The sequence below is a fragment of the Natribacillus halophilus genome (genome assembly GCF_900100185.1).
Taxonomy (GTDB): Bacteria; Bacillota; Bacilli; order Bacillales; family Marinococcaceae; genus Natribacillus; species Natribacillus halophilus.
This window is the reverse complement of the sequence record NZ_FNEN01000003.1, coordinates 65,963-80,956: the sequence shown is the minus strand read 5'-3', so window position 1 is coordinate 80,956 and position 14,994 is coordinate 65,963. Positions and strand designations below refer to the sequence as shown.

At 48.1% G+C, this 14,994-nt stretch carries 16 protein-coding genes; 8 read left to right on the top strand and 8 right to left on the bottom strand.

What is annotated here, in order from left to right; translation table 11 throughout:
* Positions 1–82 precede the first annotated feature (82 nt).
* From BLS58_RS04790 to BLS58_RS04780, 4 genes are all read right to left on the bottom strand, one after another.
* Complete coding sequence (locus BLS58_RS04790) at positions 83–619, bottom strand: M15 family metallopeptidase (RefSeq protein ID WP_176764619.1); 537 nt, start codon at positions 617–619, stop codon at positions 83–85.
* Between the two features lie 210 nt (positions 620–829).
* Positions 830–1,492, bottom strand: a complete 663-nt coding sequence (locus tag BLS58_RS04785) for an alpha/beta hydrolase (RefSeq protein ID WP_245723071.1) — start codon at positions 1,490–1,492, stop codon at positions 830–832.
* Positions 1,489–1,752: an alpha/beta hydrolase family protein gene (locus tag BLS58_RS17920; RefSeq protein ID WP_245723055.1), complete on the bottom strand. Its 264-nt coding sequence runs from the start codon at positions 1,750–1,752 to the stop codon at positions 1,489–1,491. The genes BLS58_RS04785 and BLS58_RS17920 overlap by 4 nt, the downstream gene beginning before the upstream one ends.
* A gap of 12 nt (positions 1,753–1,764) precedes the next feature.
* Positions 1,765–4,296, bottom strand: coding sequence for a CBS domain-containing protein (locus tag BLS58_RS04780; protein WP_090396552.1), 2,532 nt, complete (start codon positions 4,294–4,296; stop codon positions 1,765–1,767).
* A 24-nt stretch (positions 4,297–4,320) separates the two neighbouring features.
* On the opposite strand from BLS58_RS04780, the gene BLS58_RS04775 reads away from it, so the two are divergent.
* Together BLS58_RS04775 and BLS58_RS04770 are read left to right on the top strand one after the other, a co-directional pair.
* The gene (locus BLS58_RS04775; RefSeq protein WP_143018868.1) at positions 4,321–4,593 is read left to right on the top strand and encodes a YuzI family membrane protein; all 273 of its coding nucleotides are present in this window, start codon (positions 4,321–4,323) and stop codon (positions 4,591–4,593) included.
* An 84-nt stretch (positions 4,594–4,677) separates the two neighbouring features.
* On the top strand, positions 4,678–5,427 hold the full coding sequence (locus BLS58_RS04770) for a DUF3603 family protein (RefSeq protein WP_090396548.1): 750 nt from the start codon (positions 4,678–4,680) through the stop codon (positions 5,425–5,427).
* A gap of 365 nt (positions 5,428–5,792) precedes the next feature.
* On the opposite strand, the gene trpS is transcribed toward BLS58_RS04770, so the two are convergent.
* Together trpS and BLS58_RS17445 are read right to left on the bottom strand one after the other, a co-directional pair.
* Positions 5,793–6,770 carry a tryptophan--tRNA ligase gene (gene trpS / locus BLS58_RS04765; RefSeq protein ID WP_090396546.1) on the bottom strand — a complete coding sequence of 326 codons (978 nt, stop codon included), beginning with the start codon at positions 6,768–6,770 and terminating at the stop codon, positions 5,793–5,795.
* Positions 6,771–6,856: 86 nt separating this feature from the next.
* Positions 6,857–7,030: a hypothetical protein gene (locus tag BLS58_RS17445; RefSeq protein ID WP_176764618.1), complete on the bottom strand. Its 174-nt coding sequence runs from the start codon at positions 7,028–7,030 to the stop codon at positions 6,857–6,859.
* Between the two features lie 48 nt (positions 7,031–7,078).
* Here BLS58_RS17445 and BLS58_RS04760 point away from each other — a divergent pair, with 48 nt between their 5' ends.
* Complete coding sequence (locus BLS58_RS04760; RefSeq protein ID WP_090396544.1) at positions 7,079–7,585, top strand: peroxiredoxin family protein; 507 nt, start codon at positions 7,079–7,081, stop codon at positions 7,583–7,585.
* Here BLS58_RS04760 and BLS58_RS04755 read toward each other — a convergent pair.
* Complete coding sequence (locus tag BLS58_RS04755) at positions 7,573–8,538, bottom strand: sodium:calcium antiporter (RefSeq protein WP_090396542.1); 966 nt, start codon at positions 8,536–8,538, stop codon at positions 7,573–7,575. The genes BLS58_RS04760 and BLS58_RS04755 overlap by 13 nt on opposite strands.
* Before the next feature lie 244 nt (positions 8,539–8,782).
* Here BLS58_RS04755 and BLS58_RS04750 point away from each other — a divergent pair, with 244 nt between their 5' ends.
* From BLS58_RS04750 to pepF, 5 genes are all read left to right on the top strand, one after another.
* Positions 8,783–9,874 (top strand): putative glycoside hydrolase, encoded by a 1,092-nt coding sequence (locus BLS58_RS04750; protein WP_090396540.1) that lies wholly within the window; start codon positions 8,783–8,785, stop codon positions 9,872–9,874.
* A 288-nt stretch (positions 9,875–10,162) separates the two neighbouring features.
* A complete protein-coding gene (gene spxA, locus BLS58_RS04745; RefSeq protein ID WP_090396538.1) occupies positions 10,163–10,558 on the top strand; it encodes a transcriptional regulator SpxA in 396 nt (131 codons plus the stop codon).
* 275 nt (positions 10,559–10,833) lie between these two features.
* On the top strand, positions 10,834–11,496 hold the full coding sequence (gene mecA / locus BLS58_RS04740; protein WP_090396535.1) for an adaptor protein MecA: 663 nt from the start codon (positions 10,834–10,836) through the stop codon (positions 11,494–11,496).
* A gap of 234 nt (positions 11,497–11,730) precedes the next feature.
* Positions 11,731–12,903 (top strand): competence protein CoiA, encoded by a 1,173-nt coding sequence (locus BLS58_RS04735; protein WP_090396533.1) that lies wholly within the window; start codon positions 11,731–11,733, stop codon positions 12,901–12,903.
* A 34-nt stretch (positions 12,904–12,937) separates the two neighbouring features.
* Entirely contained in the window at positions 12,938–14,761 is a 1,824-nt protein-coding gene (gene pepF, locus BLS58_RS04730; RefSeq protein WP_090396531.1) for an oligoendopeptidase F, read from the top strand.
* A gap of 28 nt (positions 14,762–14,789) precedes the next feature.
* On the opposite strand, the gene BLS58_RS04725 is transcribed toward pepF, so the two are convergent.
* Positions 14,790–14,978 carry a hypothetical protein gene (locus tag BLS58_RS04725; RefSeq protein WP_090396529.1) on the bottom strand — a complete coding sequence of 63 codons (189 nt, stop codon included), beginning with the start codon at positions 14,976–14,978 and terminating at the stop codon, positions 14,790–14,792.
* Positions 14,979–14,994: the final 16 nt, after the last annotated feature.

Genomic DNA, 14,994 nt, shown 5'->3' with positions numbered 1-14,994 from the left:
ATTCTCTGATTTTGGGGTGCGCGGAGCCATCCATCGCCCCCCATTTTGGTGATTCTCTGATTTTAGGGTGTGCGGGATCGTCTCAGTGTCGTTTAGCCTCTTGCAGCTCTTCAACTGATAGACCGAAGTCCATTTGCAAATGGGGGTAGTCGTTCCAGTGCCCGCCCCAATCAAAACCTAGTTCCTCGGCGATATCTGCCACTTCCAGCCAGTCCGGTTCCCCGCTGCCGGTTCCGTCGTATTCGATATCCCAGATGAGCTCCCCGTCCTCATTTTCAATCGCGAAATCGACGGCTAAGCCGTAATTATGGTAGGACTCGCCACCCTCGGCATTCGTCACGACCTCCCCGGACGTCGTTCGCCCCTGGGCATAAAGCTCGTCCTGTTCTTCACTCGAACGATACCCGTCAGTAATGACCACCGTGATGCCGATATCATCCGCACGCTCGATCAATGCCTCTTTTTGCTCTTTGACATAGGGGTGCAACTCTTCGTCACTGGAGACGATGTCTTCGGCCATGACTTGTTGTTCGCCATGCTGAGGATCCTGAATATCCACGTATGTAAACATGATAAAAGCGAAAAGGATGAAGATGGAAAATAAAAATAGACTTTTCATAGATGAGTAGTTTCCTCCGCATTTTTTTCAAGGAAAAATTAAAGACCAGCGGTGGCGGGGGCGCGCCGCAAGGTACGATAAGCCAAAAGAGGGGGGCGTCATTGTGCGAGGGTTGACTTTGACTAAAGCCGCAGCTTTTAATCTATTATTTTTGACTATAATCTCCGCGTAGTAATGTGTCAATTAAAAAAGGCCAGCCGTTCGGCTGGTTCAATATTGAAACACATCCCGTAAAGCGTTCGCTGCCTGTGCAATCGCGTCTTTGCCTTTTGATATAAACGCATCCATGCTTACAAAGCCGTGAATCATCCCGTCGTAGCATGTATACGTAACATCAACGCCCGCTTTTTTCAGCTCCTCAGCGTACATTTTTCCCTCATCCCGCAGGGGATCGAACTCTGCTGTAATGACAAGGGCCGGAGGCAGGCCGCTCAAATCCTCCGCTTTTAAAGGGACAGCGTAAGGGTTTTGCAGCTCATCAAAGCTGTTGAAATACTTATCGGCGAACCAGGTCATCATGTCGGTCGTTAAAAAATAACCTTTCCCATTTTCACGCTGTGACTCGGTGGCCATGCCCGCGCCCGTTGACGGGTAAATGAGCAATTGATAGGCAAGTGCAGGTGTCCCTTTTTCCTTCGCGATCAAAGCTGCTACTGTTGCGAGATTGCCGCCGGCGCTGTCGCCGCCAACGGCTATTTGCTCTGTATTAACATTCACCTCTTCGCCATTTTGAGCCACCCATTCGACGGCAGCATACGCATCTTCCACCGCTTTCGGAAACTTATGTTCAGGGGCCAGACGGTAGTCAACTGATATGACGATGCATTCGGCGAGATACGATAATGAGCGGCATAAAGAGTCATGGGTGTTTATGCTTCCGACGACCCAACCTCCCCGTGGTAGAAGACAAGCGCCGGGTGCACCCCTTCCTGAAAGGGATTGTAAATGCGAATAGGAATGTCTCCATTCGGACCCGGAATGGTACGGTCTTCGACCTGTTCGATAGGCTGTGGCTGCGGGTTCACACTGATCTTTTCAAAAGAGGCACGTGCCTGTTCAATCGGCAATGTCTCCAGCGGAGGGCCCTGGCCCAGAAAATCTAAAACGTTTCTTGCTTGTGGATCAAGAGACATATTTTTTCCTCCTTAATTCGCTTCGGATCTCAGCCACTGAAGCGCTTCATCGCGGGTTTTAATCTTGTCCTCCAGCCATAAGCTTTCCACTTTTAAAAGAAAATGTTTGTACTGCGGCCCCGGTGCGATGGGCAATGCCTTTAAATCCTCGCCTGTGACTAAAAGAGGGATGTGCTGCCGTTGTTTACGGTATTGCCGGATCAGCAATGCTCTCCTTTGTTGTTCGGCTACCTCCGCATATGTTTCAAAAATAAAAAGGGCCGTTTCCTCCATCCCGTGAATGCTTTCGTGAAGCGTACCCAGCGATGCAAACGCCGCCTCATCCAGGGCGAGCCATTGTGCAAAATCATTTAACAGCTGTTTTTCAGGTTTCGTCAAGGCAAAACGGGCAAGATGTTGCAGGTTCCCATCAAAAATAAATAGAGGGAGCAGTCGTGAGATGGTCTGAACGTTTTCCGGTAGCTGTTCGTTTTCTATCTTTTGTAACATTCGTCTGCTCTGTTCGGACCAGGAAGCAAAGGGAATAAAAGCAGCCAGCAGCTCGAGCTCTTCCAGCCGTTTGAACGAAGCAGCTGCTGTAACTTCCGGAAACAACCGGTTAAATTCAGCCTTGATTCGATCCGCGGATAAGCGGGCGATAGCCGATGTTGCCTGTACGGCAAACCGCCTCGTGTCGGCAGCAAGTGTATAGTCGAATTTTAATTCAAACCGAATGGCACGTAAAATGCGCGTAGGATCCTCGATAAAGCTGAGATTGTGAAGCACCCGTATGTTCCCTTTCTGCAGATCTTCTTCGCCCCCGAAAGGGTCGATGAGTCTGCCGAAAGAAACTTCATTAAGCTGAATGGCCAGCGCGTTAAACGTGAAATCCCGCCTGTAAAGGTCTTCATGCAAGTTTGAAAACGTGACGCTCGGGAGGCTGGAAGGTGCATCATAATATTCCGCCCGTGCAGAGGCGATATCGATGGACTTACCGCTTTCGAGCAGAATTTTAGCCGTCTGAAAGCTTTCATGGGTATACAGTTTTCCGCCTAACCGGCGCGCCGCTGCTTCCGCAAAGGCGATACCGTCTCCTTCGATCATGATGTCGATGTCTTCATTTTCGCGCTGAAGCAAAAAGTCACGTACGATCCCGCCGATTAAATAAGCGTCAACGTGCTCTTCATCAGCGATTTGGCCAATGGTCTTAAGCAAATGATAATTGTCCGTAGACAGGGAGTGGATCATCGTATCGATGAGATTGCGTTTTCGTGTTTGCTCTTTCTCATAAGTTTTATCGTGATTCAATTTTAAAAGATCCGAACGGGAAATGATGCCGATCAATTCGTCGTTGGCTATGACAGGCAATCGTCCGATATCGTGCCCGATCATGATGCGCTGGACATCTTCGGAGGTCGTGCCCGCCTCACAAGTAATCAGCTGCTCGCTCATGTGCCCTTTGACCGGGGCATGCCCAAGACCGTGATGAAAGGCTTTGTCCACGTCCCGGCGGGAGATCATCCCGGCCAGTTGGTTGTCCCTTACGACGGGAAAACCGGAATGGCCGTAGCGCACGATCTCCTCCCTGACGGTTTCAATGGATGTGTCCGGGCTGACGGATTTGACCGGATGACTCATTATTTGCTTGGCGACAAGGGCCGGTTTAACCGCCGTTGACAGTTGGTCGAGAAGGTTTGCTTCCACTTCTGAGGGCTCTTTGTCCTTTACGGTCGCCGCCGCTGCATTCTCATGGCCTCCACCGTCGAAAATCTGCAAGGCCCGGGAAACATCGATGCGTTGATGCTGACTCCGTGCCGTTATAAAAATCGTTTTTTTCATGTGCGCGATCGCGATGCAAGCGTCGGCGTTCGCGACATCGAGCCACTTTTCCACGATAAGGTTGAGATGATCGATGAAGGATGCACTCGAGATGTTCCCGATCATGATGGAGACGCCGCCCACATCGTGCGCCTTCCCATTTTGCAGAAGTTGCAGCAGAAGATCGGTTTGCTCGTCGGAAAAAGAAGCATGGGAAAAACGATGAACGACCTCAAGGGAGATCCCTTCCTGAAATAAAAACAGAAGCGCTTGCACATCCCGGCTCGTCGTATGCTCATAAGTGAAGGATCCGGTATCCGTATATAAACCGAGGGCGAATAACGTACGTTCCCAGTCGCTGAGTGTAAGTTCCTGTTCGCGTATGTGTTCTATGAGAATCGTAATCGTCGCTCCCACGGCTGCCGTTTCCCCGGGATAGGAGAGGTGAAAACTCTCCGGGTGGTGATCATAGATCTTTAAGGTTTTCGCGTGTACGTCCTTGAGCTCATCGCCCGTCCTCGTTTGGCTGCTCGTATCCACCAGGATCAGCTCGTCGATGTCTTGTTTTATTTCTTGCTGCTTATCAATATACGGGAACTGATCGCGGTAGATGGCCATATATTGTTTGACATTCGGGCTCAGCGTTTCCGGCAGGAAAACGTCCGCCTCCGGATGCAATTTTTTCGCGGCGACGAGGGAGGCGAGGGCGTCAAAATCCGTATGTTTATGGGCGGCGATAATTTTCATCTTTTCCTCCTAAGCCTGGCATACGTGTGTGATCCAGTCATATACAATATTATAGGCGTTCAATCAGAAAGGGTGATCATCATTGCATTCTGGGTATCAGTGGCGCTCCTGGGGATACTGCTTGCCGTAGTGGGAGGCATTGGCCTCATCGGTTATTTGAATTTAACCGTCTCCGGCTTTAGCCTGTACGAGTACTGGCATTTCATTATCCTGATACCTGAACTGTATCTATTCGCCGGTGGTTTGCTGCTCGCGGTGATCGGCCTTATTTGTCTGTCGCGCACCAGGAAAAAATAAATTGATAAAGACGACGCAGAATAAATTCTCTCATCCCCGACTATACTGTAGGTACGATTTCTCGTATAGGAAGGGGGCTTCCAGATGGCCCGGATTCGTGATGTGTGGGTCAATTGGTTTGAAGGCGAAGAAAATGGATACAATATTTGTCCGTTTCATGAATGGCGAAGTGAAGATCGCATAGAAGTGCTCGATATCGCGGAGGTTGTCAGGGTCACCGACCATCTATACGACCAACTGGAGAATAGTCTGGACACGATTCCGCAACCGTTGCTTGATGCTGTGCACCGAAAGAGTGCCCTTCGTAAAAATATGTCCAAGCTTCCGCTCGATTATTGTTTTATTGCAACGAATGGGGAGGCTACCCTGGTCGTCGACACCCTCGGGTATGAAACCCCGATTCGCAAAAGTCGCATGACCCCTCGCCAGGAAAAACTGGCCCTTGAGGCCATCGAACAATCTGAAGAACCTGGTTTCGGGGAAGAAGGGGAGCCGACGGAAAAAGAATACCATATTCTCTCTCCGCACCCGGAGTATATGAAAGGGTTAACACGCAAGGAACGACAATTAAAGCAGTTGTTGTTTATGATTATCGACCAATTGGACACATCGGGTCAAGATGCGGAAATTCGCTATTGGTATACCGAATGGTCCCCGGCCAGATACATGGATATCCAGATGATGAGCGGGGAGGAGGCCTTACAGGCCCTTTACAATGAAGTGTGCTTGGGATGGAGCAAAGATCATTACGAGCTTTGTGAAGCGATGGCCAAAGGGCAACCCTTCTTTGAGAAGCTCTGGGATATGCAACATGAAAGTGAAATGCATAAATAATCGTCTGTAGGTTATACTATTCCCTCATTTACAGTTATACGTTTCTCTTTTATAATAGTAAACGTATGGATGAAAGGGAGGGGACATCATGGATGGACTGGCTTACTTGATCATGCAAATCTTTACGGTGTTATTGGTTGTCGGAACCGTTGGCGGTTTCATTTTCGTTGGAAAAACCTGGAGAAAAAGAGGAAAAGAATATTGACGAAGGAGCACTGAACCGATATAAGCGGGGCAGTGCTTTTTATTTGGGCGCGGCTCGGGGTCCGGGTTGTTGCCCGCACAGTGGACAAACGCGGAAGATGCCGTTAAAAAGGCGCCACCCCGAACCCACGCGCCAGCACCGCCCTCTGCGCACCTAAACGTTAATGCCGTTGCAGTCCCATCGCTTCCTCCGCCTTTTGCAGGAGCGGCTGTACTTGCTCGTTGGCTTTGTCGCTTCCGGCATCCAGCACGTTGTCTACTTCATCAGACTCATAAATGTCGTAAAAACGCTTTTGAATCGGGTTGAGCACCGTGACGGCCAATTCTGCGAGATCGGTTTTAAAGGCGCCGTAGCCTTTGCCTTCGTATTTTGCTTCTATGGCAGAGATCTCTTCATCGCCAAGCAACGAGTAGATCTGCAGCAAATTGCTGATCGCCGGCTTGTTTTCCTCGTCGAAGCGCACGTCCTGATCGGAATCGGTGACCGCGCTTTTTATTTTTTTCGTCATCGTTTTCTCATCATCGAGCATGGAAATAAACGCTTTTGTATTGGCATCGGACTTGCTCATTTTCTTTTCCGGGTCCTGGAGCGACATAATTCTGCGCCCGAGAATTTTTGCTTCCGGGATTATAAATATGTCCGCGTACTGGCTATTAAAGCGCTCGGCAAGCGTCCGGGTCAGCTCCAGATGCTGACGTTGGTCTTCTCCGACGGGGACGATATCCGTGCCATAAAGGAGGATATCGGCGGCCATTAAAGGCGGGTATGTTAACAACGCGGCCGACACGCCGCTTTTCCCTTCGGACTTGTCTTTAAACTGGGTCATCCGCTCCAACTCCCCGATATAGGAGATGCATTGCATGATCCATGACAACTGGGCATGAGCGGGCACTTCGGATTGCACGAAAATCGTCGACTGCTTCGGGTCAATACCTACAGCCATGTAAAGCGCGGCCAGTTTCCGTTTTTGCTCCCTTAAAGTGGCCGGGTCCTGGGGAACGGTGATGGCGTGTTGGTCGACGATGCAAAACATACAGTCATAATCTTGCTGGAGCTCCACGAAATGTTTCATGGCCCCTAAGTAATTGCCAAATGTGACGATACCACTTGGCTGGATTCCCGAAAAAATTTTCTTCATGGTCTGTGGCCTTCTGACAGCCTTCCCTTCCTCTCTGTTCCTGAATGTTAGCTCTTATTTTAGAGCATGATATAAAAAGAGTAAATTTATGATGGTCTCCCTGTCTTTCGGCGCCGCCAAATGTCATAGATGAACAACGGTGTGACAAGCAGCAGTATTATATAAGGGAAAAACCCTGTGTTAGACCCTGTACGGTTTTCAAACAGGATCAAGACAGCAAGCACGATGGCAAGGAAGATCGTCATTGCCCTTACGCTCATTTTTCATCACCCTTACGGGACGATTATAACAAAATTGGGGGGAGACGTGTGCGAAAACTCAATATCGGTATGATCGTTTTAGTGTTATGTATGGTCGCTACGGTACCAAAGGATGCAATGGCTGAAGAAGACGCGCTTCCGGTCATGCAGGCGGTGAACTTTGACGCCAAGGACACGGAGGGTAACGCCGTCTCCATCCAGGATTATGCCGGGAAAAATGTATTGCTCCTTTTTTTCACCACCTGGTGCGAAGTGTGCCAGCAGGAATTGCCGGAGCTCTCCGACCATTATGAGTCTCTGCAGTCGGACGGCATTGAAGTGCTGGCGGTGAACATGGCGACTTCAGAACGAAAAGAAACGGATATCGAAGCATTTGCCGACGAATTAAATATGCCGGTCGTGATAGACCATGATGGACGGATTGCGAAAAGCTACGGTGTCCAGGGCATCCCGACGACATACGCCATCGATGAACAGCAGGAGATCATTAAACCTTTTTATGGGCCATTGAATAAAGAAGAAGTGCTGCAGGCGTTTGCGGGTCAGGATGAATAATAGAGCCAGACCATCGTCAATATGTAGAACAATATCATAACGAGAGACGGCCATGTATAAAATCTGCGGTTTTTCCTGGCAAACATCGCATAACAGACGAGGGAGCTGTTAATGAGCAGGAAGATTGCGGTAACCGCATGGCTCAGCGATATAGACTGCAGGATAGGCCCCCGGTAGATCAGGTCGCATACCACCAGCAGCAACATGTTGAATAAATTGCTTCCGTATATGGAGGCAGCCGCCAAATTTTCGTTATTCAAGCGCATGGCCGTTAATACCGTAACGACTTCCGGAAGAGATGTTGAACCCGCGATCAGAAAGCTGCCGACAAAACTCGAACCGAGCCCGGTAATGAGCGCGATTTGGTCACCCGAAAGGGTGAGGGCCGTCCCGGAGATAAAAATGATGATTGCCATAATGATAAAACCCATCAGCGCATGTTTGAGGCTGTATTCCTCTTCTTGCGACGAATGGTTTTTCTCTTGCTCGGGAACAGGAGTACGCTGGATGATCCACAAACTGAGTAAATAAAGAGCGACGATAATAAGGGCATCGATACCAATGGTAAGGATGGGGATGTCGAGCCTCATAAATATGGCCAAGGCTATGACGAGCGTCATGAAAACGCCGAACAACGCCGTGTAACGCTGTTGCTTATAGATGTGCGCGAGCATTTTTCTTTTTCTGTATATGATATCGAAAACAGCAAGAATCAAGAGGTTAAAATGATTACTGCCGAGAATGTTGCCGACAGCCATGTCGGGATTATCCAAAAACACCGCGGTCACCGTCGTGGTTACTTCCGGCAGGGCCGTGGCCACCGCTAAAAGAAAGGTGCCGATCAAAAGAGAGCCCAGGCCCGATAAACGGCTAAGGGCATCCGCATATGTAGAGAGTTTCGTCGCGGCAGCGAAGGTGATAATGGCCGCGACGATGAATACAACAAAAACCACTGTCATCATCCTTTATTAGCAGGTAAGAAAGTATAAACCACTTTCTTATCCTGCATAAGTGCAACTAAGGATTATCGCCTTAAAGGCTTGGCGATAAGCCAAGTTTTCTTTATCGGGACGTTCATGTCTAGTTTGCATAGAAAGGGTTTTTTTATTCCATTATCTGTTAATTATAATGCACTTAAATAATATAAGGCCAGGATGAACATCCTGAGAAGACATAAAGGAGGGTGGCTGGACACCGATGGGGAAATGGAAAATGGGCGCGACTTGTCTTCTGGCGGTCGCTTTAATCACATGTGGATACAGCTATGACTTCGAATCTCCGGATGCTGTAAGAGGCATTTACATAACAGGACATACTGCCGGCGGAAACAAGATGGACAGTCTCATCGATTTTGTTGATCATTCGGATTTAAATGCCATGGTCATCGATGTTAAGGATGACCAGGGCTTTCTGACTTTTACATCTGACGATCCTCGATATGAATCCGTCTCCCGGGATAAGCTTGGCGATGTTGAAGCGTTAATGGAAACATTGGCTGAGCATGATATTTATCCGATCGCGCGAATTGTGACGTTCAAGGATAGTCTTCTGTCTCAAGCCCGTCCTGATTGGTCTTTTCTCGAGAACGGTTCTTTATGGTCGAATCGACAGGGAGATTCTTTTGTCAATCCCTTTGAAAAAGACGTATGGGACTACAATGTTGAGGTTGCCAAACAAGCGGCCGAGCTAGGTTTTCAGGACATACAATTCGACTACGTTCGTTTTCCGGAAGGGTTTGAAACCCGTGCTGACGATCTGGATTATAGCCTGGGGGATTACGCGGCTTCCGAGAGTAAAGGGGCACGGGTGCGTGTAGATGCCGTCTCGGACTTTGTTACTTATGCACGGGAGGAGCTGTCCGCTTATGATGTGGACATTTCCGTCGATATTTTCGGGTATGCGGCAACGATCGACGAAGCCCCGGGGATCGGCCAAAACTTTTCCATGATCGCGGAAAATGTCGATGTCATTTCCGCGATGATTTATCCGAGTCACTGGACGTCGCATTTTGGCATAGAGACCCCTGATAAAGAACCTTACGCGCTAACGAATGCTTATGCCGAAGTCGAACATGAGGTATTGGCGTCTCTCGATGAAGCGCCGGTGACAAGGCCGTGGATACAGGATTTTACCGCTTCCTGGTTGGGCAAGGGTAATTATATTCCTTATGGAGCGGAAGAAGTGGAAGCGCAAATTCGCGCTTTAAATGATAACGGCATCGATGAATACTTACTTTGGAATGCCGGGAACACCTATACAGAAGGAGTCAATTATGCGCCGGATGACTGATAAAAGTCATTGAAATGTCACAAAATGTAACTGAGAAAAAAGATGAGACCAATTGATATGTTTAAATGGTTACGATTGCGGGAATTGAGGATGTAATGCAACGAGTATAATTCTGTTAAAAAGCAAATGAACACTTGCTACATTAGAACCATTATTGTATAATTATAAATGTGGATATATCGGTGACACTTGTCTATCACGGGAAATATTTGTCGAACACTTTTAGCATAAATGTATTTTAAGTATTGCATAGGATGAACGTCAATTGGTTGAAAGGAGAGGGTCAACGTGGTGACGTTATTAACTTCACCGAGCTGTACTTCTTGTCGAAAGGCTAAAGGGTGGTTGGAAGAACACGATATCCCCTTTAAGGAGCGGAATGTTTTCGCAGAGCCCCTTTCTGTCGAGGAGGTCAAGGATGTGATCCGGATGACAGAGGATGGGACGGATGAAATCGTATCGAAGCGCTCGAAGATTTTTCAGGAATTGGACATCGATGTCGATACGTTGTCTCTCCAGCGTCTGTTTGAGCTCATAAGCGAACATCCCGGGTTGTTGAGAAGACCGATCATATTTGATGACAAACGCTTGCAAGTCGGGTATAATGAAGCGGAAATTCGTCGGTTCTTACCGAGAAAAATACGCACCTACTTTTTGCAGGAAGCGCAAAAGCTCGTGAATTAATTCGCCAACAATCAAACTTCTATCCCCAAAAAGGTAGAAGTTTTTTTCTTTAAAACCGACTTGACGCTCATAAAGGATTGTTATGCCTTATAAAGTAAAAGTAACGGGGATGAAAAGTTGCTTTTTTTACAGGCTTAAGGATAGCATTCCGGGCGTGTGAAATGATACAATTCCCTTAACAGGAATAAGGATTTTGTATAGAATGGTAAACAAGATGTGCATGGACCCAGGGAAATAAAAAAGCGAGTCCACTTTAACCCGAGGAGGGAGAAATCGTGGAAATCGAAAGAATTAATGATACAACCATCAAATTCTATGTCACTTACGCGGATATCGAGGACAGAGGCTTCGATAGCGATGAAATCTGGTATAACCGTGAGCGGGGAGAAGAATTCTTCTTTGAAATGATTAACGAAGCGTATGATCATGAGGATTTTGAAATTGAAGGACCTTTATGGATCCAGGTTCAGGCCTTTAATAACGGTCTGGAGATCGTCATTACCCGTGGGCAGATGAATGATGGCAATGTGAAACTGGAAATACCTGTCGGCAAGGATAAAGATGACAATGATGTTGATGATAACATCATTGACATGTTGGATGATCAGTTGCGTTCACGGCAAAAGGATAGAGATGGAGCGAACACCACTGACCCGCTCAGCATTGTGATTGCTTTTGCGGACTTGGAAGACTTGATCACGCTAAGCAAGGCTGTCAAGTTGGATTACGTGCAAAATGAAGTTTATGCCCTTGAAAACGTGTATTATCTTCACATCGAGTTCGATGACTTTTATGATGAAGAAGAACAGGACAACATTTTAAGCCGTGTATTGGAATACGGGGAGGAATCGGATGTCTCCATCCATCGTATTCGCGAATACGGCCATACGGTTGTTTCGGAAAATGGCGTTGAAGTATTGGCTTCTTACTTCTCATAACGGATGGAACGAGCGCTGCCCTTATTCATGAAGGACCAGCGCTTTTTTTAGAGATAAGAAAGTAACTTTCTTATCATGCATAAGTGCAACTAAGGCTTTCGCCAGGCTTGGCGATAAGCCAAGTTTTCTTTATTTTTTTATCAAAAAAGAAGGAAATTCGGCGATCAGTGGTGTATAATGTAAAAGAAGATACAGTTTCCCCATATCAACCCCCTCGCGAAAGGATGATCAAGATTGTTTACCGCTACCTCCCCCTCCGGACGCACGGTTTCGCTGTTAATGAGTACGGATCACGCCTATATCGACGCTCAGGCCCATTGGTATTGCCCGGTATGTCAGGAGCGCCTGCAACTGAAAAAAGGGCATAAGCGTCGGCCGCATTTTTCCCATCTTGCCCACTCAAAGTGTCCCTCATCTCATGCCGAATCACAACGTCACCTCGAAGGCAAGGCCGTTCTTTATCAATGGCTGCGCGAGCAGGGGGCAGATGTTCAGCTGGAAGTTTTTCTGCCTGCCAGTCAGCAACGGGCGGATATCCTTGTTAAAACGAAAAGTGGTACTTTCGCGATTGAATATCAATGTTCCGCGGTCAGTCGCGAACAAATCCGTGCTCGTACCGAGGATTATCGAGCTCTTGGCATTCAGGTCATCTGGGTTCTCCCGTATGAACGCTTGCGGCGAAAAGGCAAAACACTCCATCTGCAGACCTGGGAGTGGGAAGCTACTTGGCATGCCGAAGGGGATCTCAGACTTTTCTATTTACAGGCTCCTTCCCGCCTGTGGGAAGCCCATTTAAACGCTTATCTTTCCCCGCAAAAAGCTCATGCCCATTTTGCAACGCATCCCCTAACTTCATCCACCCTTGAAAAGATCCTCGCTCACAAAAGCACTCTCACTCAGGATCCTACCCAACGCCAAGCACTTCTCGCTTACAAGGAAAACTGCCGTTACGGAAAACGCCCGCCTTTGACGCCGTTTTCAACCATTGTCCAGGAGAGGCTCCTCCGCCATAAAATGCCTATCCATTTGCATCCTTCCGAAGCCGGCTGGTTTCTCCCGTGTCAAACATGGGTGAGTGAATCTCCGCTCCTCTGGCAGTCCTGGCTATATGTTCAACTCCTTCAACATTTCGAACAGCAGACCTTCATTTCCCGGCAAACCCTTCAAGCAGATGAGCACGAGCTTGCCAACGATCTGCAGCTGCCGATAGAACGTGTACAGCTTTTGGTCGAAGAGTATTTACGGTTACTCGTACGCTTACGGGTTTTACTGTGGCATCCTGATGATACGTTTTCCTTATTTCGCATCAGTCATTTTCCCGGCTCGGCCGACGAAGGTTTTGCGATGGATCAACGGTACGCAGAAGCAGCTTGTTTTCAGATCACTTCCGTTGCCTTAGGAAGCTGATTCCCTTAAGATGGAAGAAGTAGGAGGGATACCCATGTCAAATAGCAGCACAAAAGTTCCGGAGCGTGCAGAAATACCCGCTGATCGAAAATGGGATGTCGAAGCCATTTTTAAAAACGCGGAGGAGTGGGAAGAGGCGTACGCGCATGTGGAGCAACAGTTACCGGATCTTCAGGCTTTTCAGGGAATATTGACGGAATCGGCTGAACGTTTGTATGAAGGGTTAACACGCCGTGATGAAGTCAGTATGGAGCTGGAAAAGGTGATCGTCTATGCGCACCTGAAAAGCGATGAAGACACGTCCGATAGCTTTTACCAGGGCTTATTTGACCGTGCCCGTGGATTGGTTTCCCGTTTTGGGGCGACGGTCGCCTTTTATGAACCGGAAATCTTATCAGCCTCGGAGGAAACGATCGCCCAATGGGTGAACGAACACGAGCCCCTGCAGTTGTACGCCCATGAGCTGGCCTTGTTAAACGAGCGCAGACCTCATATATTACCGGAGAAAGAAGAGGCGCTTCTCGCCAAGGGATCGGAAGTGATTAATCAGGCCGGACAAGCCTTTTCGATGCTTTCGGATGCCGATCTCACCTTTGACTCGATCGAAGATGAAAAGGGAAACGAAACGGCTGTGAGCAATGGCCGCTTCATCCAACTTTTGCAAAATAACAACCGCCGGGTGCGAAAAGACGCCTTTCAGTCGTTGTACCGCTCATATCGCGGGCACGAGAATACGCTGGCCAGTTTACTGAGCAGCCAGGTGAAGCGTAATCAATTCTACACGGAGGCGAGACATTATTCATCCGCCCGCGCCCAGGCGCTGCATGACAATCATATCCCCGAGAAAGTCTATGATCAACTCGTTACCGTCGTTAATGACCATCTGCATCTTTTTCAACGTTACTTACGGTTACGGAAAAAACTTCTCGAGCTCGACGATCTTCATTTCTATGATTTATACGTTCCTCTCGTGGAAAGCAACGATTTCGACTTCGACTATGAGGGAGCAAAAGCAGAAATTACAAACGCCTTAAAACCGTTAGGCCAGGATTACATCGATGCCATGACATCGGGGTTACAAAACGGCTGGGTTGACGTTCATGAGAACAAGGGCAAGTCGAGTGGGGCATACTCCTCCGGCGCTTACTTAACGCAGCCTTACATTTTGATGAATTGGCAAGACAATATAGGTGAGATGTACACCCTTGCTCATGAGCTTGGCCATTCCATGCACAGTTATTACACCCATAAGCATCAGCCTTACCCTTACGGTGACTACGTGATATTCGTCGCGGAAGTGGCTTCCACGGTCAATGAACTGTTGCTCTCCCACGCGTTGGAACAAAAAGCTGAAAGCAAAAGAAACAGACTCTATTTGCTCAACCAACAACTGGAAGGCTTTAAGGGAACCGTGTTTCGCCAGACGATGTTTGCCGAATTCGAGCAGCTGATTCATCAAAAAAATGCAGCCGGTGAAGCGCTGACCCCGGAGAGTCTAAAGGCGGCATACCTTGACTTGAATCGAAAATATTTCGGTGAAGAAATCACCTATGATGATGACATCGCCCTTGAATGGTCGAGAATTCCCCATTTCTATATGAATTTCTATGTGTATCAGTATGCCACGGGATACAGTGCCGCGGTGGCCCTAAGCGCGCGTATACTCGAGGAAGGAGCGCCGGCTGTGGAACGGTATTTATCTTTTCTGAAAGCCGGAAGTTCCGACTACCCGATTGAAATATTAAAGAAAGCGGGCGTGGATATGACCGAACCGGCACCGATCGAAGCAGCGATGACACAATTCGAGAAGCTGTTGGATGAAGCCGAACAATTGGCTGATGACTTGTTGGAAGCATAAAGCAGGGGCTGTCCGAAAAGGACAGCCCCTACCGTTTAAGGCGAGAAGAAGAGAAACCTTTAAAACGCCCGCGTTCGTTCAGAAAATGGACGCTGATTAATATCGATATGAAAAATAGGGGAACAGCGATGACCAGCGGAAATAAACCCAGAACACCAACGAGAAATAAAATGTAGCCAATCAATACCGCGAAGATACTGATGAAAATTTTTTGCATCGCCGGCGACCCTCCC